The sequence below is a fragment of the Pseudomonas sp. P135 genome, assembly GCF_020312125.1.
In the GTDB taxonomy this organism is placed as follows: Bacteria; Pseudomonadota; Gammaproteobacteria; order Pseudomonadales; family Pseudomonadaceae; genus Aquipseudomonas; species Aquipseudomonas fragariae.
Genome location: NZ_JAGPYR010000015.1, coordinates 93,894 through 115,336, shown reverse-complemented (window position 1 = coordinate 115,336; position 21,443 = coordinate 93,894). Strand labels below are relative to the sequence as shown.

Genomic DNA, 21,443 nt, shown 5'->3' with positions numbered 1-21,443 from the left:
CGGCGCAGGCTCCCAATCCGACAGTGTGACAGGTGACGCAAGGCGTTGTTTTACCCCGTATCTGCGCGTCGAAAGCCTTGATCCAGGGCCTTCTGGTTGCGCGGGATCGGCATTGACGGCTTTTAGAGATGCCCAGCGGCAGCTGTGGCCTCTATAATGCCCAGCAGTTTTCCGTCTCAGTACAGGTATCCCAGATGAAACGTCCAAGTGGTCGCGCCGCCGATCAGCTCCGCTCGATCCGCATCACCCGCAACTACACCAAACACGCCGAGGGTTCTGTACTGGTCGAGTTTGGTGATACCAAGGTGATTTGCACCGTCAGCGTCGAAAACGGCGTACCACGCTTTCTCAAAGGCCAGGGCCAGGGTTGGCTGACTGCCGAATACGGCATGCTGCCACGTGCTACCGGCGAGCGTAACCAGCGCGAAGCCAGCCGTGGCAAGCAGGGTGGCCGTACACTCGAAATCCAGCGCCTGATCGGTCGTTCACTGCGCGCTGCGCTGGACATGTCCAAGCTGGGCGACGTCACCCTGTACGTCGATTGCGATGTCATTCAGGCTGACGGCGGCACTCGCACCGCGTCCATTACCGGTGCGATGGTGGCCCTGGCCGATGCGCTGAAGGTGATCAAGAAGCGCGGCGGCCTGAAAGGCGGCGACCCGCTCAAGCAGATGATCGCGGCTGTTTCGGTCGGCATGTATCAGGGCGAGCCGGTGCTCGACCTGGACTACCTCGAAGACTCGGCTGCCGAGACCGACCTGAACGTGGTCATGACCAGTGCAGGCGGTTTCATTGAAGTTCAGGGCACTGCCGAAGGCGCGCCATTCCAGCCGGAAGAGCTGAACGCGATGCTCGCGCTGGCGCAGAAAGGCATGACCGAATTGTTTGAATTGCAGCGCGCCGCGTTGGCCGACTGATACCCAGAAGGGGGTCCGATAATGAGTGACAGCTTGCAACCGTTCAGCAAACCGCCGCAAAGCGCTCGCCAGTGGGCGATGTTCTGTCACTTGTCGGCGTTTGCCGGACTGATGTTTCCGTTCGGCAATCTGCTGGGCCCGCTGATTATCTGGCAGTTGAAGAAAGACTCCGATCCGTTTATCGACGCGCAAGGCAAGGAAGCGCTGAATTTTCAGATCACAGTCGCCATCGCGGCCACCGTCAGCATGCTGCTGGTGGTGCTGATCATCGGCTTTGCGTTACTGACGCTGGTGGGCATCGGTGCCGCAGTGCTGGCGATCATTGCCGGGATAAAAGCCAATGACGGCGTCAATTATCGCTATCCGTTCACCTTGCGCCTGATCAAGTAGCATCACTTCAGGCAACGCAAAAAGCCGACTTCAAGTCGGCTTTTTCGTGTTCGCTGCCTTGCCTGGCTATCAGATAGTCAGGGTCCAGTCGTAATCCACGATCAACGGCGCGTGCTGCGAGAAGCGCGGCTGGCGTGGCAGACGGGCGCTGCGCACGAAGCGGCGCAGGCCAGGGGTCAGGATCTGATAATCGAAGCGCCAGCCCAGGTTCAGCATCTCGGCCTGTTCGTTATCCGGCCACCAGCTGTACTGGTCGCCTTCACGGCTGACTTCACGCAGGGCATCGACGTAGCCCATGGTGCCGACGATTTCGTCCATCCAGGCGCGTTCGGGCGCGAGGAAGCCGGGTGACTGCTGGCTGTCGCGCCAGTTCTTGATATCGAGCTTCTGCTGCGCCACATAGAGCGATCCGCAGTAGATGTATTCGCGACGCTTGCGGCGCTGCTTGTCCATGTACTTGCCGAAATCGTCCATGAGCTTGAATTTCTGATTCAGGTCTTCATCGCCATTCATCCCCGACGGAAAGAGCAGGGTAGCGATACTGACCTTGTCGAAATCTGCTTGCAGGTAGCGCCCGTAGCGGTCGGCTGTCTCGAAGCCGAGGCCGCTGATTACCGCCTTCGGCTGCAACCGCGAATACAGCGCCACACCACCCTGAGCGGGAACCTCGGCTTCGCAGGCATAGAGGAAGTAACCATCCAGCTGAAAGGCTGGATCGTCCAGTTCAAAGGTGGAGGCGCGGGTGTCCTGTAAGCAGATGACGTCGGCATTCTGAGCTTGCAGCCAGCTGAGCAAACCACGCTCGACCGCAGCCTGAATGCCATTTACGTTCACACTGATGATCCGCATAAATGGCCCCAAAAATCACGTGCGTGTATGATACCCGAGCTCTACCTAATTAGCTAAATCCGTGGTATTCGGAGCTTTTTTCATGCAGGCGTATCAACGCGATTTCATTCGTTTTGCCATCGATCGCGGTGTTCTGCGCTTCGGTGAGTTCACTCTCAAGTCCGGGCGCACCAGCCCGTACTTCTTCAATGCGGGGCTGTTCAACACCGGTTCCGCACTGGCACAACTGGGGCGTTTCTACGCAGCCGCCGTGGTTGAAAGCGGTATTGCCTTCGACGTTCTGTTCGGTCCGGCCTACAAGGGCATTCCGCTCGCATCGGCCACTGCCGTGGCGCTGGCCGAGCATCATGACCGTGATCTGCCGTGGTGTTTCAACCGCAAGGAAGCCAAGGCGCACGGCGAGGGCGGCAGTCTGGTGGGCTCGCCGCTGGCGGGGAATGTGCTGATTATCGACGACGTGATCACTGCGGGCACCGCGATCCGTGAGGTCATGCAGATCATCAAGGACCAGGATGCGACAGCTGCGGGCGTGCTGATCGCGCTCAATCGTCAGGAGCGCGGCAATGGCGAGCTGTCGGCGATTCAGGACGTCGAACGTGACTTCGGGATTCCGGTGGTGAGTATCGTGTCGCTGAATCAGGTGCTCGAGTTCCTGGCCGACGACCCGCAGCTCAAGCAGCATCTGCCTGCTGTCGAAGCCTATCGCGCGCAATTCGGAATCTGAGGACGAGCCTATGGCGGCCGGCGGCAGGTCTTGGGGATCGGTTTCAGACGCGCTGAGCGTTTTTCGGGCCTTGCTGGCTGTCGTCATGCTTGCGCCCATGCTCGCCCAAGCGGCCGACGCACCTGAGCCACGGCTTTATCGCTACGTCGACAGCCGCGGGGTGACAGTGATCGACACGCAAGGCGTGCCGCCCGACTACGTTGCCAAAGGCTATGAAGTGCTCAACAGTCGTGGCCGGGTGGTTCAAATCGTGCCACCTGCGCCTACGGCCGAGCAGATTCGTCAGTCCGAAGCGGACAAGCGCCAGGCCGCCGCCGATGCACAACTGCTGAGCCTGTACAGCAGCGTCGCTGAAGTGGACCGCATGAAGGCCCGCAAACTGGCTGAGCTCGATGCACTGGTTGGCGTTGCCCAGGGCAACATTCAGGGGCTGGCGGCGCAGCAGCGCAGTCTGCAAGGCCAGGCCGCCGACCTTGAGCGCGCAGGGCGTCCGGTTCAGCAGGCACTTGTCGATCAACTGAACGACCTTCGCGATCAGCAGCAGAAACTGCAAGCCGATATCACCGGGTATCAGGCCGCACGCGTAAAGGCCGAAGCAGACTTCGCCGTCGATCGCGCCCGCGTCCAGCGGCTGACTCAGTGACCGGACGCAGAGCGTCCAGAGCGGCATACCCACGCGGAGCATGGGTACGATAGTGTTCTTCCGGGCACGTTACGCTCCCTGATCTCCCAGACACCTCTCGTTCCTCACGCTCCAGCGTGGGAATGCCTGTCGTGACGCTCCGCGTCACAAATCTGCGCCGCGCCGCTCAATCAGGATAGGACGCAGAGCGTCCAGAACGGCATACCCACGCGGAGCACTCAACGTTATACATAAGTCTTGAAGAGCCCGTGAAACGTGACTTTCCGGCTTCTGCCCGAAGTGCGTGGGAGTGACCGGGCGGCGATCCGCAATGCTCACGAATACGATGGTCCAGACGCCCCATTTTCAGGGGCTTTACCGGCCTCTTCGCGAGCAAGCTCGCTCCCACGGCCTGCGGCCAGAATCAAGAGCAGACTTGTATATGACGCTGAGCGCGGAGCATGAACACGATAGTGTTCTCAATCATCAGCCAACAAAAAAGGCCCCGTGAGTGTTAGCTCACGGGGCCTTTGGGTGTTACGTGTGCATCAGTGCCGCTTGCGGTTGGTGATCTGGGTACCTACACCGCTGTCGGTAAAGATCTCCAGCAGGACCGCGTTGGGCACTCGACCGTCAATGATGTGCGAGCTGTTGACGCCGCCCTGAACCGCTTCCAGCGCGCAGCGAATCTTCGGCAGCATGCCACCGTAGATGGTGCCGTCGGCGATCAGGCCGTCGACCTGCTCGGTGGTCAGGCCGGTCAGGACTTCGCCCTGCTTGTTCATCAGGCCGGCGATGTTGGTCAGCAGAATCAGCTTCTCGGCCTTGAGGGCTTCGGCAACCTTGCCTGCTACCAGGTCGGCGTTGATGTTGTACGACTCGCCGTCCGGGCCCACGCCGATAGGCGCGATGACCGGAATGAAATCGCCTTTGACCAGCATGTTGAGCAGCCCGGTGTTGACCCCGACGACTTCACCGACCTGACCGATGTCGATGATTTCGGGCTTGGTCATTTCCGGCGTCTGGCGCGTGACGGTGAGCTTCTTCGCACGAATCAGCTCAGCGTCCTTGCCGGTCAGACCGATCGCGCTGCCGCCATGACGGTTGATCAGGTTGACGATGTCCTTGTTGACCTGGCCGCCCAGTACCATCTCCACGACATCCATGGTTTGCGCATCGGTCACACGCATGCCGTCGATGAAGTGGCTCTCAATGGACAGTCGCTTGAGCAGATCGCCGATCTGCGGCCCGCCGCCGTGAACCACTACCGGGTTGATGCCCACCGCTTTCATCAACACGATGTCGCGCGCAAAGCCGGTTTTCAGCTCTTCGCTCTCCATGGCGTTGCCGCCGTACTTGATAACCAGCGTCTTGCCGACAAAGCGGCGAATGTAAGGCAGCGCTTCGGAAAGGACCTTGGCTACATTAGAGGCGGCATCGCGTTCGAGGGTCATTCAGGGCTCCAGTCAAAAGGAAAAACAATCAAAATGGCAGGTCGAGGTCCGGCGCAACTTTCTTCAGTTCTGCGTGGAACACGTCCTTGATACGCTGCAATTCGGCCTCGGTCTCGGCTTCGAAACGCAGCACCAGTACCGGCGTGGTATTGGAAGCGCGAACCAGACCCCAGCCCTTCGGATAGTCCACACGGACACCGTCGATGGTGGTCAGTTTGGCGTCGCCCCACTGCGCATCCGTTTCAAGGGCCTTGATGATGCTGAACTTGGTGACATCCGTCACCTTGATGTTGATTTCAGGCGTCGAAATATCGTTCGGGAAGGTCTCGAACAGGTCTTCGGCGTTGGCCGACTCCTGGCTGAGGATCTCCAGCAGGCGTGCTGCGCTGTAGATACCGTCGTCGAAACCGAACCAGCGTTCCTTGAAGAAGATGTGGCCGCTCATTTCGCCTGCCAGCAGCGCACCGCTTTTCTTCATTTCTTTCTTGATCAGCGAGTGACCGGTTTTCCACATCACCGGACGGCCGCCATGCTCGCTGATCAGCGGAGTCAGGCGGCGTGTGCATTTGACGTCGAAAATGATGTCGGCACCCGGATTGCGCTTGAGCACGTCCAGCGCGAACAGCATCAACAGGCGGTCCGGGTACACCACGTTGCCTGCGTTGGTCACGACACCGACACGGTCGCCGTCACCGTCGAAGGCCAGGCCCAGATCGGCACCGGTTTCCTTGACCTTGGCAATCAGGTCCTGCAGGTTTTCCAGCTTGCCCGGATCCGGGTGATGGTTGGGGAAGTTGCCATCCACTTCCGCGAACAGGGAAATCACTTCACAGCCCAGCGCTTCGATCAGCTGCGGAGCGATCACGCCTGCCGCGCCGTTACCGCAGTCGACCACGACCTTCAGCTTGCGCGCCATGACGATGTCATTCTTGATCTGCTGGAAGTAGCGCTCAAGGATGTCGACCTGGGTGATGCTGCCTTTCTGCGACGTCAGGTTGTTGGTCTTGATGCGCTCGTGCAGCGCCTGGATCTGCTCGTTGGCGAGGGTGTCGCCGGCGATGACGATCTTGAAGCCGTTGTAGTCCTTCGGGTTATGGCTGCCGGTCAGCATGACGCCGGTCTTGCCGGCCAGCACGTTGGCTGCGTAATACAGCGCAGGCGTTGGCACCAGGCCTACATCGCTGACGTGACAGCCGCTGTCGTGCAGACCTTGAATCAGTTGCTGTACCAGTTCAGGACCGGAAAGCCGACCGTCGCGGCCAACGCTGACGTTGGGTTCGTTCTGCGCCAGGCTTTCGGAGCCGATGGCGCGGCCGATCCAGTAAGCCGTTTCAGCGTTGAGGGTGTCCCCGACCACGCCACGGATGTCGTAGGCACGGAAAATAGTCTCGGGAAGGTTGGGTGCCACGGATGCTGGACTGTTCATAGCGAGGTTATGCTCCGATCTCAGGAAGTCCTGGTTTTCGTCGAGAAGGTCGATATCAAGGATATCGGTATCTTGAAACAGCGGATCGGTCCAGTCGGTGCGTGATGCAGCCACGGTGGACGAAGCACTGCCTTTGGCAATATCTGCATCGCGCTGCTCGCCCGCCGCCAGGACAGGCGCTGCCTGAGGCTGACTACGAAGCGAGACACGAGCAAGGGCCTGAGCCAGACCACTAAGGGCCGGGAGGCTCAAACCGAAGGGTTTGACGGCTTTTCCGCGTGAGAGTTCTTGGAGCAGCTGATCCAGTTGCCGTGCGTCGGCGCAAATACGCTTCTGCAGGGCCCGTTCGTTACGGTGCAAGCCAAGCAGCACGCCCGCTGCAGCGATAATCAGTGCCAGCAGCAGAAGCATCACGGACGGTGAGGTTTTCAGCCCGGGGCCGGGCGTGAACTCGAGTTTCCAGCCAGGATAACCGGTATCGAAAGCCTGGGCTTTGCCTTCCTCGGCCTGACCGCGTTGCAGGAACACCTGAGCAGGTCCGCTGCCGAATTGCTGGCTGAGCACCACTTGCCCGGCGTCGGCAGGCAGCGCCGGCAAGGCATTGAGCAAGCGCTGCAGGTCGAAGGCCAGCAGCAGCGTACCCACCACCGGCTGACTGGCAGCGGCACGCACCGGCGCGGCGCTGTAGATCAACCAGCGCTCGCCGACCTTGCGCGCCTCCGGGGCGACGGCCTCACCTTGTGCGGCCTTGTTGAGCATATCCAGGGTGGCGAAACTGACGGGCAGTGCGCCTTGCGTATCCACATCGGCCAGCCCCTTGGGGTAAAGCCGAGCGCCTGCGAGGCCGTCCCAACGGGTGAATCGATCCTGAGTGGCCAGCAGGGCAGCGGCATCATTGCTTTGCAATGTCTGCACAAGCGCCGCACCGGATGCTGCTGACTGGGTGTCCGCGTTGATCTGGCGCAGCGCCAGACCCACCGCTGCCGCCTGACTGCCGCCCCAGGCCTGAACCAGCTGGTCCTGTTGCTGCGGGCCGGTGGCCAGAGCCATCCAGACCAGCGCCGCAGCGATGAGCAGGCCGATGGCGGCAGGCACCAGGCCGGGCGCGAGGCCTGTGAGGCTCGCAGCCGGAGGCGAGTTGTCGGTGGGTATGGCGTGCTGTGAAGCGCTGTGCTGACTACCTTTCACCGACCTCTCCCTGAGCCTTGTTCCGAACCCGGATTATGTGCCGAATGGCGATCAATGACTGCCGGAATGACCGAAGCCGCCAGCGCCACGCTGACTTTCGTCGAACGCTTCAACCAGCTCGAAGTGCGCCTGTACGACCGGCACCAGGACCAATTGGGCGATGCGCTCGCCGACTGCGATGTTGAAAGCCGTCTGGCCGCGGTTCCAGCAGGAGACCATCAGTTCGCCCTGGTAATCGGAGTCGATCAGGCCTACCAGATTGCCCAGCACGATGCCGTGTTTGTGGCCCAGGCCGGAGCGCGGCAGGATCAGCGCGGCAAGACCCGGATCGCCAATGTAAATCGACAGGCCGGTAGGGATCAGCAGGGTCTGGCCCGGCTCAAGGAGCGTGTCTTCCTTGAGCATGGCGCGCAGGTCCAGGCCAGCCGAGCCGGTAGTGGCGTAAGCCGGCAGCGGAAATTCGTTGCCAATGCGAGGGTCGAGGATCTTGGCTTGTAGAGCGTGCATTCGTAGTTAAACCTGATTCATGCGGTCGGCGATAAAAGTGACCAGCTGGCGAGCGATCTTGGCCTTGCTGGTCTGGGCGAAAAGCGTTGCGTGCAACCCTCGGTCAATCACGCTGCAGGCGTTTTCCTCACTATTGAAGCCGATGCTCGGGTTCGCGACATCGTTGGCGACAATCAGGTCGAGGTTCTTGTCCTTGAGCTTGCGGGCAGCGTAGTCGAGCAGGTGTTCGGTCTCGGCGGCAAAGCCGACACTGAAGGGGCGATCCGGGCGGGTTGCGATGGTCGCCAGAATATCCGGATTGCGCACCATCTGCAGCAGCAAGCCGTCACCGTTCGAAGGATCTTTCTTCAATTTGTGCGGGGCAACGACTTCCGGGCGGTAGTCGGCCACGGCTGCCGAGGCGATGAACAGGTCGCAGGGGATCGCCGCCTCGCACGCTGCCAGCATGTCGCGGGCGCTGACCACGTCGATGCGCGAGACGCGATCAGGCGTAGGCAGGTTGACCGGGCCGGTGATCAGCGTGACGCGGGCGCCGGCTTCCACCGCCGCTTCGGCCAGGGCAAAGCCCATTTTTCCGGAGCTGTGGTTGGTGATGTAGCGCACCGGGTCGATGTTTTCCTGGGTCGGGCCTGCGGTGATCAGCACATGCTTGCCGGTCAGGGTCAGGCGCTGGAAGCAGTCGGCCGCGCACTGGGCCAGGTCGTCGGCCTCCAGCATGCGCCCGAAGCCGACGTCGCCACACGCCTGACTGCCGGACGCCGGCCCGAACACACGAAAATCGCGCTCTTCGAGCAGGCGGGTATTGGCCTGCACGGAGGCGTCACGCCACATCGCCTGGTTCATCGCCGGGGCGATGGCGACGGTCGCGTCGGTGGCCAGCACGATGGTGGTCAGCAGGTCGTTGGCGATGCCTTGCGCCAGGCGCGCGATGAGGTCGGCGGTGGCCGGTGCGATGAGGATCAGGTCGGCCCATTTGGCCAGTTCGATATGGCCCATCGCGGCCTCGGCAGCCGGATCGAGAAGGTCCAGGTGCACAGGGTGCCCGGAGAGCGCCTGCATGGTCAGCGGGGTGATAAACTCGGCCCCGCCCCGGGTCATGACCACACGCACTTCAGCGCCCTGATCGCGCAGGCGGCGGACCAGTTCAGCGCTCTTGTAGGCCGCGATGCCGCCGCCGACGCCAAGAACGATGCGTTTTCGATACAGCCGCTGCATAGACCTGCCTTTTTGGTCGAGTGAACACACGACGGCCATGACGCCTCCCCAGGCCAGATCGTCGTGCAAAAAAGATGGGCTAAGATAGCACAGCGACCGCACCGGAACAGCGGTGCCCAATCACATGGAGGTGCTATGAGTATTCGCAGTTGGCCCGCGGCTGAACGCCCCCGGGAACGCTTGTTGGAGTTGGGGGCGGCGAGCCTTTCCGATGCCGAGTTGCTGGCTATCTTTTTACGCACCGGCGTGGCCGGAAAAAGCGCTGTAGACCTTGCGCGTCATCTGCTGAATCAATTTGACGGGCTCAGACCGTTACTGGATGCGGATCTGTCGGCATTCACCTCACAACTGGGGCTCGGGCCTGCCAAGTTCGCTCAGTTGCAGGCTGTGATGGAAATGGCGCGTCGGCACATGGCCGAGTCCCTGCGCCGTGAATCAGCGCTGGAAAACCCGACCCAGGTTCGCAGCTATCTCAAGGCCCTGCTGCGGCATGAGCCGCACGAAGTCTTCGGCTGCCTGTTTCTCGATAACAAGCACCGGGTCATGACCTTCGAGATATTGTTTCGCGGGACGATCAATGCGTCTTATGTACACCCGCGCCAGGTGGTGAAACGCGCGATGGCGCATAACGCTGCCAGCCTGATCCTCTGCCACAACCATCCTTCCGGTATCACCACGCCCAGCCGTTCCGACATCGACCTGACCAAGCGCCTCAAGGAAGCACTGCTGCTGGTGGACGTTCATGTGCTTGACCACGTGATCGTGGGGGACGGCGAGCCACTGTCGATGGTGGAGCGCGGGTTGATGTAGCGCCCACGCAGAGCGATAGGGTGGCACTCGGATTATCGTTCTCACGCTCCGCGTCCGGTCTTCAGACGGGGCGTGCCAATGCAGCAGGCATTGGCACGCCATCACACAGAGAGGCCGAGGTCAGTCTGGCGACTTACTTGACCTGCACCTTGTAGAAATCCTGCCGGCCGAACGGGCTGACCTGATAGCCAGTGACGTCCTTGCGCACCAGTGCAGCAGCTGTCGGGTGGGCGAGGGGGATCCACAGTGCCTGCTGTTGAATCTGCTGCTGGGCCTGGTGATACAGCTTGCTGCGTTCGCCCTGATCACTGACTGATTTACCGTCTGCGATCAGCTTGTCCAGTGTCTTGTCGCAATAGCGGGCGAAGTTGGTGCCCGATTGCACGGCCGCACACGAGAACTGCGGGGTCAGGAAGTTATCCGGGTCGCCATTGTCGCCCGCCCAGCCCATGAACAGCAGGTCATGCTCGCCAGCCTTTGCGCGGCGAATCAGCTCGCCCCATTCAATGATCTTGATCTCGGCATTGATGCCGATCTGTTTCAAGTCAGCCTGCAGCAATTGAGCACCCAGGCTCGGGTTCGGATTCAGCAGGCTCCCGGAAGGTCGTGTCCAGATAGTGGTCTTGAAGCCCTCTTTCACATCGGCCTTGGCCAGCAGCGCCTTGGCCTTGGCAACATCGTGCTGATAGCCGGGCAGGTCCTTGGCGTAACTCCAGGTGTTGGGCGGGTAAGGGCCGTTGGCCTTTTCAGCGGTGCCTTCGAACACGGCTTTCAGGTAATTGTCCCTGTCGAACGCCAGATTGATGGCCTGGCGAACTTCCGGCTTGTCGAACGGCGGGTGCTGGCTGTTGATCGCGACAAACGCGGTCATGAACGCTTCAGTTTTCTCCACCTTGAGCGAGTCGTCCTTGCTGGCTGCCTGAATATCCAGGGGCTTGGGCGAGAGCGCTATCTGGCATTCGTCCTGACGGATTTTCTGCAGGCGCACATTGGCGTCCGGGGTGATGGCGTACACCAATGTGTCGATATCAGATTTGCCGGCGAAGTAATCGTCGAACGCCTCATAGCGCACCACGGCATCTTTCTGGAAGCGCTTGAACACGAACGGCCCGGTGCCGATCGGCTGGCTGTTGAGTTTCTCCGGCGTGCCCGCTTTCAACAGCTGCGCAGTATATTCGGCTGAATAGATGGAGGCGAAACCCATGCTCAGCGTGGCCAGGAAGGTCGAGTCCGCATGGTTGAGCGTGAAGCGCACGGTGTGTGCATCAGGCGCTTCGATGCTCTTGATCAACGCGGGCAGCTGCATGGACTGCGCATGCGGGAAGCCGCTCTGGGCGATCTTGTGCCACGGGTTCTGCGGGTCGAGCATGCGCTGGAAGCTGAACAGCACGTCATCCGCGCTCAGCTCGCGAGTCGGCTTGAAATAGTCGGTGGTGTGGAATTTCACTCCGGGGTGCAGCTTGAAGTCGTACGTCAGGCCGTCTTTGGACACGGTCCAGCTATCTGCCAGGCTCGGCACCAGCTTGCCGCTCTTGGCATCGAAGTCTACAAGGCGGTTCATCAGCACGTCGGCCGATGCGTTGGTGGTGGTCAGCGAGTTGTACTGTACAACGTCGAAGCCCTCGGGGCTGGCTTCGGTGCAGACCACAAGGTTCGATGCCTGGGCAGCGACGGGAAGCAGGAGTGGAACGAGTAAAAAAGGGAGTGCAGCTAGGCGCATGGCGTTATTTCCTGTTCAGAAAGGGCCCCATCTGCCGGCGCAGTCTGGTGAGGGACTAACCCTAGACCATGTACTGGCGCAGAACAATCGTCATGGAGCGACGAGCGGTCGATTTGCCTGTGCCCCCGCAGTGCTTGAGCATACCGCTGCGCGAGGCGTGATCATTCGGGTCAAAGTGCTTTGCCTGTTGTTGTGCCCAAGGCTTTCTGGTATAAAGCAGCGCTCTTTTCTAGGGGCCCGGTTCCTTCACTGTAGGTGTAGCCGGTAAGACCCTTAAAGAAACGCGGCGCCTGGCGCCAAATGACTGAGAGATTAAGCGGCCAACCCATGCCGGGTTGGGCATGTGGTTTTAGAGGGCTGAGGCATGTCGAGAGTATGTCAAGTTACCGGTAAGGGTCCGGTGACTGGGAATAACATTTCCCACGCAAACAACAAAACCCGTCGTCGTTTCCTGCCAAACCTGCAGCATCACCGCTTCTGGGTTGAAGGCGAGAAGCGTTTTGTTCGTCTGCGCGTATCTGCTAAAGGCATGCGTATCATCGACAAGCGTGGCATTGAAGTTGTGCTCGCTGAACTGCGTCGCGACGGCAAAATTTAAGGGAGAAAATCATGCGTGAATTGATCCGTTTGGTGTCGAGCGCTGGTACAGGCCATTTCTACACCACCGACAAGAACAAACGTACTACCCCGGATAAAATCGAAATCAAAAAATTCGATCCGGTTGTACGCAAGCACGTGATCTACAAAGAAGGCAAAATCAAGTAATTGATTCTGTCGGCTGCAAAAAAACCCGCTCTGGCGGGTTTTTTTGTGCCTGCGCTCCTGGCGTCGCTGCCAGGGCGGTATTTATTTATCTGCAGCCGCCTCAAACACCACATAAATCTTGCGGCATGTTTCCAGCACCTCCCAAGTACCCTTGAAGCCTGCCGGGATCACGAAGCGGTCACCTGCGCGCAGGGTTTTCGCGTGGCCCTGCTCGTCGCGCAGGACTGAAACACCCTGCACAATCTCGCAATACTCATGCTCCGAATAATTTACCTGCCACTGCCCGGGCTCGCCATTCCAGACGCCCGCGCTCATCTGTCCGCAGGGGCTGTTGTAGTGGTTGTAGAGGGTTTGTGCCGGATCGCCCTTGAAGACCTTTTCCGGTGCAGGGCGATAGTGCTCGGCGGCGGTGCTGGCTTCACTGAAGTCGACGATGCTTTCGATGCTCATGATGGGCCCCTTTGTCCTGAATGCGTTGAAGGTTTGACGTGCGTGCAGTGCGTTAGTGCCTCGGCGCGCGTACGGAGCTGTTTAATAAAATCAACATAAAAGCACCGTAGCGGCTATTTATGTCAAATATATTGGTTTTGTCGGGCCGCTGGTTTAGGGTAACGGCCGTCCTGAAAAATTTCAGATTGTGTCTTCAATCAACCATGACACACCCACATTCAACAAGAGGAGGACATGCAAATGACCACCCTGACTCGTGCTGACTGGGAGCAACGCGCCCGGAATTTGAAGATCGAAGGCCGTGCCTTCATTCAAGGTGAATACACCGCAGCCTCCTCCGGCGAGACGTTTGACTGCATCAGTCCGGTCGATGGCCGGTTGCTTGCCAAGGTCGCCAGTTGCGATGCCGCTGACGCGCAACGCGCCGTCGACAGCGCGCGCAGCGCTTTCAACTCCGGCGTCTGGTCACGACTGGCCCCGGCGAAACGCAAGGCCACCATGATCCGTTTCGCGGGGTTGCTTGAGCAGAATGCTGAAGAACTGGCCCTGCTTGAAACGCTGGACATGGGCAAGCCGATCAGCGACTCGCTGGGTGTCGACATACCCGGCGGCGCCCGGGCCCTGAGCTGGAGCGGCGAGGCCATCGACAAGCTGTATGACGAAGTCGCGGCAACGCCTCATGACCAACTGGGCCTGGTAACACGCGAGCCGGTGGGTGTCGTCGCCGCCATCGTACCGTGGAATTTTCCGCTGATGATGGCCTGCTGGAAGCTGGGGCCTGCCCTGTCCACCGGCAACTCGGTCATCCTCAAGCCCTCGGAAAAATCTCCGCTGACGGCCATTCGTATCGCACAACTGGCCATTGAGGCTGGCATTCCTGCGGGCGTGCTCAATGTGTTGCCTGGCTATGGCCACACCGTCGGCAAGGCACTTGCCCTGCATATGGATGTGGACACCGTGGTGTTCACCGGCTCGACCAAAATCGCCAAGCAACTGATGATCTATGCGGGCGAATCGAACATGAAGCGCGTCTGGCTGGAAGCCGGCGGCAAGAGCCCGAATATCGTCTTTGCCGACGCGCCTGATTTGCAGGCCGCCGCCAGCGCAGCCGCCAGCGCGATTGCCTTCAACCAGGGCGAAGTCTGCACCGCCGGTTCACGCCTGTTGGTCGAGCGCTCCATCAAGGATCGCTTCCTGCCGATGGTGATCGAGGCGCTCAGTGCCTGGAAGCCCGGCAACCCGCTTGACCCTGCGACCACTGTGGGCGCGCTGGTCGATACCCAGCAGATGAATACCGTGTTGTCTTATATCGAAGCGGGCCATACCGATGGCGCCAAACTGGTTGCGGGCGGCAAGCGCATTCTGCAGGAGACCGGCGGCACCTATGTCGAGCCGACCATTTTCGACGGCGTGAACAACGCGATGAAAATCGCTCAGGAAGAAATCTTCGGCCCGGTGCTTTCGGTGCTGACGTTCGATACTGCCGAAGAGGCGATCCAGATCGCCAACGACACGCAGTATGGCCTGGCGGCTGCCGTATGGACCGCGAACATCTCCAAGGCGCACCTGACCGCCAAGGCTTTGCGCGCAGGCAGCGTATGGGTCAACCAGTACGACGGCGGCGACATGACCGCACCGTTCGGTGGCTTCAAACAGTCGGGCAACGGTCGTGACAAGTCGCTGCATGCGTTCGACAAATACACCGAGCTGAAGTCGACCTGGATCAAGCTGTAGTCATTTGCCTATCGCTCCGAGGCTCTGCCCTCGGAGCATTGGCACGATGGGGTCTCAAGATCATCGCCCCCACGCTCCGCGTCCTGGCTTTGATGTGCGTAGCGGCACGGATGTGTGACGCGGAGCGTCACGGGCTGCATGCCAACGCGGAGCATTGGCATGATGGTCATCTCAAGATTGATCATCGCGCCACACAGGATTTGTACAAGGCGATGAGCGCGTAGCGTGGCGCCGGGCAGGAGCGTGGAAATGCGTTGGGGTACTTATTTTGCTGTGCTGGCGTCCGTGCTGGGTGTCGGTCTGGCAATGGGCGTCAGCATGCCGCTGGTTTCATTGCGGCTGGCAGGCTGGGGCTATGGCTCGTTTGCCATTGGCATCATGGCGGCGATGCCGGCGGTGGGTGTGCTGCTCGGCGCGGCGCTGGCCAGTCGTCTGGCGGCGCGCTTCGGCACTGCCAATCTGATGCGCCTGTGCTTATGGGCCGGGGCGGTTTCGGTCGGCGCGCTGGCGCTGCTGCCGTATTACTGGATCTGGCTGGTCTTGCGCCTGACGCTAGGGGTGATTCTGACCATCGTCTTCGTGCTGGGTGAAAGCTGGATCAATCAGCTGGTCATCGAGCGCCTGCGCGGGCGTCTGGTGGCGCTGTATGGCAGCACCTACGCATTGAGTCAACTGGCAGGTCCACTGCTACTGGGCGTGATCGGCACCCAGGCCGATTATGGTTTCTGGATCGGCGTAGCGCTGCTGGTCGGCTCACCGTTTCTGCTGCTGGGGCGCACCGGCGCGCCGTCGACCGAAGCCTGCAACGTGACGTTTGCCGATCTGTCCGGTTTCTGTCGCGGCATGCCTGCGATCGCCTGGGCGGTCGCGCTGTTCGCTGCGTTCGAAGCGCTGATCCTCACCCTGTTGCCGCTTTACTGCATACGCCACGGCTTCACCCCGGAAATCGCCCTGATCATGGTCAGCGTGGTGGTGGTCGGTGACGCGCTGTTGCAACTGCCGATCGGCATGCTCGCCGACCGCATTTCACGTCGCGCGATGTTCACCGGCTGTGCCGCCTTGCTACTGGCGTCGAGCCTGCTGGTGCCGCTGCTGATCGATACCGTTCTGATCTGGCCACTGTGGACCGTCTTCGGTGCCAGTGCCGGCGGGCTGTTTACCCTGTCGCTGATTCTGATCGGCGAACGCTATCGCGATGACTCGCTGGTCCGCGCCAACGCGCATGTGGCGCAACTGTGGGGCATCGGCTGCCTGCTCGGCCCGTTGATAGCCGGCGCGGGCAGCCAGTGGGTCAGTGGCGAGGCCTTGCCGTTGATGATGGCTGCCGGTGCTTTGGGCCTGCTGATACTGATCCGGCGACGTGGCGCGTTCGGCGATGCCCAGGCTGTGCCCGCTTAAAGCATTCTTTCCAGGCCGATGGCGCGGCTCATCCACGCGTTGAAACGCCGCCACCAGTCGCCCGGTTCGGTATGCAGAGTGTGGATCTGGCCGTTGTCTTCGGTCACCCACACCACTTTGCCGTCCTCCAGCCGCGCTTCATAGGTGAGCGACGGGGCCATGCCCTGCAAGGTCAGTTCGCGCAATTCTTCAGCCAGTTGCGGGCTGTCGACCAGCACGCCGACTTCGGTATTCCACAGCACAGAGCGCGGGTCGAAGTTGAATGAGCCGACAAAGACCTTCTGCCGATCGAAGATCATCGCCTTGCTGTGCAAGCTTGATTCGGAACTGACCAGGGAATGGCTTTTCTTGAACAGATGCGGGCCGCTGCCGCGCATCGTCTCGGTATCGCCAGGCTGTCGGCGCAGCTCGAACAGCTTCACGCCATGCTCCAGCAGTGCCTTGCGGTACGGTGCGTAGCCGCCATGCACGGCGGGCACGTCGGTGGCTTCCAGGGAATTGGTCAGCAGGCTGACATTGACGCCGGCATCGGCGCGGCCGGTGAGGTACAGCAAGCCTTCCGGGCCCGGTACAAAGTAGGCCGAGATCAGCATCAGTTCCTTGTGAGTGTTCAGCAGTTCAGGCGCCAGTTGCGTGGTCAGCAGCAGATGCGGGTCAGGCTCGCCCTGCGCCAGTACCTTGGTCGGTGCGTCCCACAGCGCCTGGTTGTATGCCCAGACCAGCTCGTTGAGCCAGGTTTTCATGCGCGGCTGGGTCTTGTAGGCCATCAGTCGCTCATACAGCGCCTTGTGCTGCTGGTGCGCCTGCTCCAGAGAATCGTCCAGCTTGCGCCGGGCCTCGGCCAGATCCTCGCCGTCGGGCAGGAAATAGATGAATTCACCGATAGGCTTGCTGAGCGTGCTGTTCCAGTACTGGTCGAAGCTGTGGCCGAGCTGCTCGGCCACCGGCCCCACGCTGAGCATGTCGATATCGGTGAAGTTCAGGTTCGGCTCGGCATCGAAGTATTCATCGCCCAGGTTGCGCCCGCCGACGATGGCCACACTGCTGTCGGCCAGCCACAGCTTGTTGTGCATGCGCCGGTGCTGGCGCGACAGGTTCATCAGGCGCCCGAGGCTGCGGGTGATGCCGGTCTCGCGCCCCAGGTTTTGCGGATTGAACAGGCGAATCTGGATGTTCGGGTGAGCGGCGAGGGTGGCGATGGCCTGATCCAGACCGTCGCTGGTGGTGTCGTCCAGCAGGATGCGCACACGAACGCCACGGTCAGCCGCCTTGAGCAGTTCGTCGATCAGGGCGCGCGTACTCAGGCCGTCGTGGACGATGTAATACTGCAGATCAAGGCTGCTTTTGGCGTTGCGGATCAGTTCGGCGCGAGCCTTGAACGCGTCACTGCTGTCAGGCAGCAGGCGGAAGCCAGAACGTCCCTCATGCGGCACGGCCATTGCCTGGATCGAACGGCCGAACGCGGAACCTGAAGACGGCATGGCCTGGCTTGGCTCACTGGTGACCTGTTGATGCGCGCAACCGCTGACGCACAACGCAACCAGCAAGCAAAAGGGCAAGGCCCATGAGTTATTCAAATTGATCTTCCGCGTCTGGACATGGCTCGACTTGGCGATATGACCCGCAAAACCGGGAAAGATTTGCCCGCATCAGTCAGTTTGCGCATTCAGTAGCGCAATTGTCTCGCCGACGATACGCGCCGCGCTTTCGATTTCGCGGCTGGGTTTGGTCGCGAAGTTCATGCGCATGCAGTTGCGATACTTGCCCGATGCCGAAAAGATACTGCCCACCGCAATCTGCACACCCTTGCCCAGCAAGGCGCGGTTCAGGCGCAGGGTGTCGAAGCCTTCGGCCAGCTCCACCCACAGCATGAAACCGCCTTGCGGCCGGCTGGCGCGTGTGCCCTCGGGGAAATAGCGCATCACCCAGTCGATCATCTGGTCGCGACTGCGCTGGTATTGGCTACGCATGCGTCGCACGTGGGGCTCGTAATGGCCGCCTTCGATGAAATCGGCGATGGCCAATTGTGGCTGCGGGGCGGTGGAGCCGGTGCCGATGTATTTCATGTGCAGCACCTGCTCCAGATAACGGCCCGGCGCTACCCAGCCGATTCGCAGCCCCGGTGCCAGGGTCTTGGAAAACGAACTGCACAACAGCACGCGACCGTCTTCGTCGAAGGATTTGATGGTGCGCGGGCGAGGGTAGTTGTAGGCCAGGTCGCCATACACATCATCTTCGATGATCGCCACGTCGAAGCGCTGTGCCAGGGTCAGCAGCGCCCGCTTGCGCGCTTCGGGCATGACATAACCCAGCGGGTTGTTGCAGTTGGGCGTCAGCTGAATGATCTTGATCGGCCATTGCTCCAGCGCCAGTTCCAGCGCTTCGAGGCTGATGCCGGTCAACGGGTCGGTAGGGATTTCCATGGCTTTCATGCCCACGCCCTTGAGCGTCTGCATGGCGCCGAAGAAGCTTGGCGAGTCCACCGCCACGATGTCCCCCGGCGAGCAGATGGCCCGGACACTGGCTGATAGCGCTTCATGACAGCCATTGGTGACGATCAGGTCATTGGCGGTCAGGCTGCAGCCCGAGTCGAGCATCAGCCGGGCAATCTGTTCGCGCAGCCTGCGCACGCCGTAGATGTTGTCGTAATACAGCCCCGGCATGTCCTGATGGCGACTCAACTGACTCAGCGCGCGCATCAAAGGTTTCAGGGTCGGGCTGGTGACATCCGGCATGCCGCGCCCCAGTTGCGTGACGGCTTCAAGGGGCGCCACGCGAATCAGGTCCAGCACCTGATCCCATTGAGAGATATCCACAGGCCGCTGCACAGGCCTGCCGACCGCTGGCAGCGCAGGGGCTTTTCGGCTGACCGAGACGAAGTAGCCGGATTTGGGTTTCGGCGCGGCCAGGCCATGGTCTTCCAGCACCCGATACGCTTGCTGCACGGTGCTAAGACTGACGCCATGCTCGACGCTCAACGCGCGTACCGAGGGCAGGCGGTCGCCGGGGCGGTAGAAGCCGTTTTCGATGCGCGAGCCGAGCAGTTCGGCGAGGTTGACGTAGAGCGTCATGGCGTACTCTCAGGAATTCGAATGCGGTAAAGCAATACAGATTGGCCGGAAATATAGCATTCAGTGGCGTTTTTGAATCATCTGTATGGAAAATATAAGAGGCTTTTGAATCTGTATTGGTTTTGCCGTTCGCTTCATCATGAACCCACAGCCACCCAGGATGAGGGAACAGGACATGAACGGGTTCAGCGATGTGCGCCTTGCGCTTCACAGCCAGGAACTGAATGAATATCGGCCAGCGACGGTCAGAACCGTTCGCTCGAACAAGGCCGATCTGTTGGCAGGCATGGGGCGCTGGGCACTGTATCGCCATCGCTGGGCGTCGCGCCGCAGCTTGCTGACACTGACCGACGACCAGTTGCGCGACATTGGCCTGGATTTCCGCCAGGCGCGGGTCGAGGCCATGAAGCCGTTCTGGAGGCCCTGAGCCTAGCGCAGCTCTTTGAGACGGTGCCAGAGCATGCCCAATGCCAGCAGAGGCGAGCGCAAGTGCTTGCCGCCGGGAAAGGTCATGTGCGGCACTTTGGCGAACAACTCGAAACCATCGCTGTGTTGCCCGGCGATGGCTTCGGCCAGCAGCCGGCCCGCGAGATGCGTGGCATTCAGACCGTGGCCCGAGTAGGCCTGCGCATAAAACACGTTGGGGTGCTGCTTGAGCCGGCCTATCTGCGGCAGGCGATTGGCGCCGATGCCGATCATCCCGCCCCACTGGTAATCGATCTTCACGGCGGCCAGTTGCGGGAACACATCGAGCATCTTCGGCCGCATGTACGCGGCGATGTCCTGAGGGTCACGCCCCGAGTAATGGCAGGCACCGCCGAACAGCAAGCGGCGGTCGGCAGACAGCCTGTAGTAATCCACCGTCACCCGCTGATCACACACCGCCATGTCCTGCGGCAACACTTCACGGGCCTGCGCTTCGCTCAACGGCTCGGTGGCGATGATGTAGCTGCCGGCAGGCAACACCTTGCCGCTGATTTCCGGATTCAAGTCATTGAGGTAGGCGTTGCAACCCAGCACCAGGGTCTGCGCCTGCACCGAACCGGCAGCCGTATGCACTCTGACCTGCGGGCCATAATCAATGTTCGTCACCGCTGAATGCTCGAACAACTGAACGCCGAGCGACTGCGCTACCGCCGCTTCGCCCAAGGCAAGGTTCAACGGATGCAAATGCCCCGAGCCCATGTCGATCAGACCGCCGACATAGCGCGAGGAGCCCACCACGCTGTGCATCTCTTCCGGTTGCAGCAGCTGCAGTGCATGGCGATAACCCAGGCTGCGCAACTCTTCTGCATCTTCAGCAAGGCTGTGCAGGTCGCGGGGCTTGTTGGCCAGATCGCAATAACCCCACTTCAGGTCGCAATCGATAGCGTACCGCTCGATGCGCTGACGCACGATCTCGACGGCCTCGATGCCCAGCAGTTTGAGCTGCCGCACGCCTTCGCTGCCGATGACATTGGCGAACTGTTCGACACCATGACCGACCCCGCGAATCAACTGGCCGCCATTGCGCCCGCTGGCCCCCCAACCGATCTTGCGTGCCTCGAGCAACGCAACGCTGAACCCGCGCTCGGCCAGTTCGATGGCGGTATTGAGGCCGGAGAATCCACCGCCGACCACGCACACATCGACTTTCACCTCACCTTGCAGCGCAGGATGATCCGCTTGTGCATGACTGCTGGCGGCGTAATAGGAGGCAACGTGCTGATCTTGACGGGGCGTGTTCTGAACGCGGGCGTTCATGAGCGTGTCCTGTTGGTGGCGGATGGCGTGTCGGGAGGATAAGCCGCTGTCATGAGCCTGCCAACTGAGGCAAACTCTCGGCCTTGTGCATGAGTGGTCGAGTCAATGAGCTGCAACCGTCAGAAAATAGCGGATCTGCGCCGCCAGATTCCTTCGTTCGAATGTGTGCCCGGCTGCCACGACTGCTGCGGGCCGGTGACCACCTCGCCCGAAGAAATGTCGCGTCTGCCGCGCAAGACGGCTGCCGAGCAGGAAGCTGCGCTGGATGAACTCAATTGCTTACACCTTGGGCCGCAAGGCTGCACCGTGTATGACGAGCGCCCACTGATCTGCCGCCTGTTCGGCACCACCGCAAGCCTGCCCTGCCCGAATGGCCGTCGCCCGGTCGAACTGATTCATCCACGGGTCGAAAAGCAGATACACGAATATATGGCCTCGACCCGTCAGGTACTCGTATAGC

General features: G+C 60.7%; 21 protein-coding genes. 11 read left to right on the top strand and 10 right to left on the bottom strand.

Translation table 11 applies throughout. From position 1 onward, the window contains the following. The first annotated feature begins 194 nt into the window (after positions 1 to 194). A complete protein-coding gene (rph, locus tag KBY08_RS20300) occupies positions 195 to 917 on the top strand; it encodes a ribonuclease PH (RefSeq protein WP_003313989.1) in 723 nt (240 codons plus the stop codon). A gap of 21 nt (positions 918 to 938) precedes the next feature. Beyond that, positions 939 to 1,307 (top strand): DUF4870 domain-containing protein, encoded by a 369-nt coding sequence (locus KBY08_RS20295; RefSeq protein WP_024652647.1) that lies wholly within the window; start codon positions 939 to 941, stop codon positions 1,305 to 1,307. A gap of 69 nt (positions 1,308 to 1,376) precedes the next feature. On the opposite strand, the gene KBY08_RS20290 is transcribed toward KBY08_RS20295, so the two are convergent. Continuing rightward, the gene (locus tag KBY08_RS20290; RefSeq protein WP_002551505.1) at positions 1,377 to 2,156 is read right to left on the bottom strand and encodes an exodeoxyribonuclease III; all 780 of its coding nucleotides are present in this window, start codon (positions 2,154 to 2,156) and stop codon (positions 1,377 to 1,379) included. An 82-nt stretch (positions 2,157 to 2,238) separates the two neighbouring features. Between KBY08_RS20290 and pyrE the strand changes: the two genes are divergently transcribed. Continuing rightward, positions 2,239 to 2,880, top strand: coding sequence for an orotate phosphoribosyltransferase (gene pyrE / locus KBY08_RS20285; protein WP_225651250.1), 642 nt, complete (start codon positions 2,239 to 2,241; stop codon positions 2,878 to 2,880). Between the two features lie 10 nt (positions 2,881 to 2,890). Then, positions 2,891 to 3,523, top strand: coding sequence for a DUF4124 domain-containing protein (locus tag KBY08_RS20280; protein WP_111522337.1), 633 nt, complete (start codon positions 2,891 to 2,893; stop codon positions 3,521 to 3,523). Positions 3,524 to 4,050: 527 nt separating this feature from the next. Here KBY08_RS20280 and argB read toward each other — a convergent pair. From argB to coaBC, 4 genes are read right to left on the bottom strand one after another with little or no spacing between them, the layout of a single operon-like run. Continuing rightward, complete coding sequence (gene argB / locus KBY08_RS20275; protein ID WP_002551508.1) at positions 4,051 to 4,956, bottom strand: acetylglutamate kinase; 906 nt, start codon at positions 4,954 to 4,956, stop codon at positions 4,051 to 4,053. A gap of 28 nt (positions 4,957 to 4,984) precedes the next feature. Beyond that, complete coding sequence (locus KBY08_RS26555) at positions 4,985 to 7,570, bottom strand: phosphomannomutase/phosphoglucomutase (RefSeq protein ID WP_054092912.1); 2,586 nt, start codon at positions 7,568 to 7,570, stop codon at positions 4,985 to 4,987. A 51-nt stretch (positions 7,571 to 7,621) separates the two neighbouring features. Then, on the bottom strand, positions 7,622 to 8,077 hold the full coding sequence (gene dut, locus KBY08_RS20265) for a dUTP diphosphatase (RefSeq protein ID WP_024641395.1): 456 nt from the start codon (positions 8,075 to 8,077) through the stop codon (positions 7,622 to 7,624). Positions 8,078 to 8,083: 6 nt separating this feature from the next. Beyond that, entirely contained in the window at positions 8,084 to 9,292 is a 1,209-nt protein-coding gene (gene coaBC, locus KBY08_RS20260; RefSeq protein WP_003414013.1) for a bifunctional phosphopantothenoylcysteine decarboxylase/phosphopantothenate--cysteine ligase CoaBC, read from the bottom strand. Between the two features lie 135 nt (positions 9,293 to 9,427). Between coaBC and radC the strand changes: the two genes are divergently transcribed. After that, positions 9,428 to 10,102 (top strand): RadC family protein, encoded by a 675-nt coding sequence (gene radC, locus KBY08_RS20255; protein ID WP_003403975.1) that lies wholly within the window; start codon positions 9,428 to 9,430, stop codon positions 10,100 to 10,102. Between the two features lie 133 nt (positions 10,103 to 10,235). Here radC and KBY08_RS20250 read toward each other — a convergent pair whose 3' ends face one another. Beyond that, positions 10,236 to 11,822: an ABC transporter substrate-binding protein gene (locus KBY08_RS20250; protein WP_225651249.1), complete on the bottom strand. Its 1,587-nt coding sequence runs from the start codon at positions 11,820 to 11,822 to the stop codon at positions 10,236 to 10,238. 364 nt (positions 11,823 to 12,186) lie between these two features. On the opposite strand from KBY08_RS20250, the gene rpmB reads away from it, so the two are divergent. Continuing rightward, a complete protein-coding gene (gene rpmB, locus KBY08_RS20245) occupies positions 12,187 to 12,420 on the top strand; it encodes a 50S ribosomal protein L28 (protein ID WP_002551514.1) in 234 nt (77 codons plus the stop codon). Between the two features lie 11 nt (positions 12,421 to 12,431). Then, a complete protein-coding gene (rpmG, locus tag KBY08_RS20240; protein WP_002551515.1) occupies positions 12,432 to 12,587 on the top strand; it encodes a 50S ribosomal protein L33 in 156 nt (51 codons plus the stop codon). Positions 12,588 to 12,668: 81 nt separating this feature from the next. Here the strand turns inward: rpmG and KBY08_RS20235 are convergent, their stop codons facing one another. Then, positions 12,669 to 13,037 (bottom strand): cupin domain-containing protein, encoded by a 369-nt coding sequence (locus KBY08_RS20235; RefSeq protein WP_003403970.1) that lies wholly within the window; start codon positions 13,035 to 13,037, stop codon positions 12,669 to 12,671. 240 nt (positions 13,038 to 13,277) lie between these two features. Here KBY08_RS20235 and KBY08_RS20230 point away from each other — a divergent pair, with 240 nt between their 5' ends. After that, positions 13,278 to 14,771 carry an aldehyde dehydrogenase gene (locus KBY08_RS20230; protein ID WP_024661264.1) on the top strand — a complete coding sequence of 498 codons (1,494 nt, stop codon included), beginning with the start codon at positions 13,278 to 13,280 and terminating at the stop codon, positions 14,769 to 14,771. Between the two features lie 249 nt (positions 14,772 to 15,020). Then, a complete protein-coding gene (locus tag KBY08_RS20225; protein WP_003403964.1) occupies positions 15,021 to 16,169 on the top strand; it encodes an MFS transporter in 1,149 nt (382 codons plus the stop codon). On the opposite strand, the gene KBY08_RS20220 is transcribed toward KBY08_RS20225, so the two are convergent. Then, positions 16,166 to 17,746, bottom strand: a complete 1,581-nt coding sequence (locus KBY08_RS20220; protein ID WP_003403960.1) for a phospholipase D family protein — start codon at positions 17,744 to 17,746, stop codon at positions 16,166 to 16,168. The two genes, KBY08_RS20225 and KBY08_RS20220, sit on opposite strands and share 4 nt — an antisense overlap. A gap of 72 nt (positions 17,747 to 17,818) precedes the next feature. After that, positions 17,819 to 19,240, bottom strand: coding sequence for a PLP-dependent aminotransferase family protein (locus KBY08_RS20215; RefSeq protein ID WP_111522335.1), 1,422 nt, complete (start codon positions 19,238 to 19,240; stop codon positions 17,819 to 17,821). 175 nt (positions 19,241 to 19,415) lie between these two features. Between KBY08_RS20215 and KBY08_RS20210 the strand changes: the two genes are divergently transcribed. Next, positions 19,416 to 19,667 carry a DUF1127 domain-containing protein gene (locus KBY08_RS20210; protein ID WP_003403956.1) on the top strand — a complete coding sequence of 84 codons (252 nt, stop codon included), beginning with the start codon at positions 19,416 to 19,418 and terminating at the stop codon, positions 19,665 to 19,667. A 2-nt stretch (positions 19,668 to 19,669) separates the two neighbouring features. Here KBY08_RS20210 and KBY08_RS20205 read toward each other — a convergent pair whose 3' ends face one another. Next, on the bottom strand, positions 19,670 to 20,983 hold the full coding sequence (locus tag KBY08_RS20205; protein ID WP_003403953.1) for an NAD(P)/FAD-dependent oxidoreductase: 1,314 nt from the start codon (positions 20,981 to 20,983) through the stop codon (positions 19,670 to 19,672). Positions 20,984 to 21,088: 105 nt separating this feature from the next. On the opposite strand from KBY08_RS20205, the gene KBY08_RS20200 reads away from it, so the two are divergent. Then, positions 21,089 to 21,442, top strand: coding sequence for a YkgJ family cysteine cluster protein (locus KBY08_RS20200; RefSeq protein WP_103359453.1), 354 nt, complete (start codon positions 21,089 to 21,091; stop codon positions 21,440 to 21,442). The last annotated feature ends 1 nt before the right edge of the window (position 21,443 follow it).

What these genes read in the sequence shown, in the direction of transcription:
- rph (WP_003313989.1), top strand. Translation starts at nt 195, where the DNA reads ATGAAACGTCCAAGTGGTCGCGCCGCCGATCAGCTCCGCTCGATCCGC.
- KBY08_RS20295 (WP_024652647.1), top strand. Translation starts at nt 939, where the DNA reads ATGAGTGACAGCTTGCAACCGTTCAGCAAACCGCCGCAAAGCGCTCGC.
- KBY08_RS20290 (WP_002551505.1), bottom strand. Translation starts at nt 2,156, where the DNA reads ATGCGGATCATCAGTGTGAACGTAAATGGCATTCAGGCTGCGGTCGAG.
- pyrE (WP_225651250.1), top strand. Translation starts at nt 2,239, where the DNA reads ATGCAGGCGTATCAACGCGATTTCATTCGTTTTGCCATCGATCGCGGT.
- KBY08_RS20280 (WP_111522337.1), top strand. Translation starts at nt 2,891, where the DNA reads ATGGCGGCCGGCGGCAGGTCTTGGGGATCGGTTTCAGACGCGCTGAGC.
- argB (WP_002551508.1), bottom strand. Translation starts at nt 4,956, where the DNA reads ATGACCCTCGAACGCGATGCCGCCTCTAATGTAGCCAAGGTCCTTTCC.
- dut (WP_024641395.1), bottom strand. Translation starts at nt 8,077, where the DNA reads ATGCACGCTCTACAAGCCAAGATCCTCGACCCTCGCATTGGCAACGAA.
- coaBC (WP_003414013.1), bottom strand. Translation starts at nt 9,292, where the DNA reads ATGCAGCGGCTGTATCGAAAACGCATCGTTCTTGGCGTCGGCGGCGGC.
- radC (WP_003403975.1), top strand. Translation starts at nt 9,428, where the DNA reads ATGAGTATTCGCAGTTGGCCCGCGGCTGAACGCCCCCGGGAACGCTTG.
- KBY08_RS20250 (WP_225651249.1), bottom strand. Translation starts at nt 11,822, where the DNA reads ATGCGCCTAGCTGCACTCCCTTTTTTACTCGTTCCACTCCTGCTTCCC.
- rpmB (WP_002551514.1), top strand. Translation starts at nt 12,187, where the DNA reads ATGTCGAGAGTATGTCAAGTTACCGGTAAGGGTCCGGTGACTGGGAAT.
- rpmG (WP_002551515.1), top strand. Translation starts at nt 12,432, where the DNA reads ATGCGTGAATTGATCCGTTTGGTGTCGAGCGCTGGTACAGGCCATTTC.
- KBY08_RS20235 (WP_003403970.1), bottom strand. Translation starts at nt 13,037, where the DNA reads ATGAGCATCGAAAGCATCGTCGACTTCAGTGAAGCCAGCACCGCCGCC.
- KBY08_RS20230 (WP_024661264.1), top strand. Translation starts at nt 13,278, where the DNA reads ATGACCACCCTGACTCGTGCTGACTGGGAGCAACGCGCCCGGAATTTG.
- KBY08_RS20225 (WP_003403964.1), top strand. Translation starts at nt 15,021, where the DNA reads ATGCGTTGGGGTACTTATTTTGCTGTGCTGGCGTCCGTGCTGGGTGTC.
- KBY08_RS20215 (WP_111522335.1), bottom strand. Translation starts at nt 19,240, where the DNA reads ATGACGCTCTACGTCAACCTCGCCGAACTGCTCGGCTCGCGCATCGAA.
- KBY08_RS20210 (WP_003403956.1), top strand. Translation starts at nt 19,416, where the DNA reads ATGAACGGGTTCAGCGATGTGCGCCTTGCGCTTCACAGCCAGGAACTG.
- KBY08_RS20205 (WP_003403953.1), bottom strand. Translation starts at nt 20,983, where the DNA reads ATGAACGCCCGCGTTCAGAACACGCCCCGTCAAGATCAGCACGTTGCC.
- KBY08_RS20200 (WP_103359453.1), top strand. Translation starts at nt 21,089, where the DNA reads ATGAGCTGCAACCGTCAGAAAATAGCGGATCTGCGCCGCCAGATTCCT.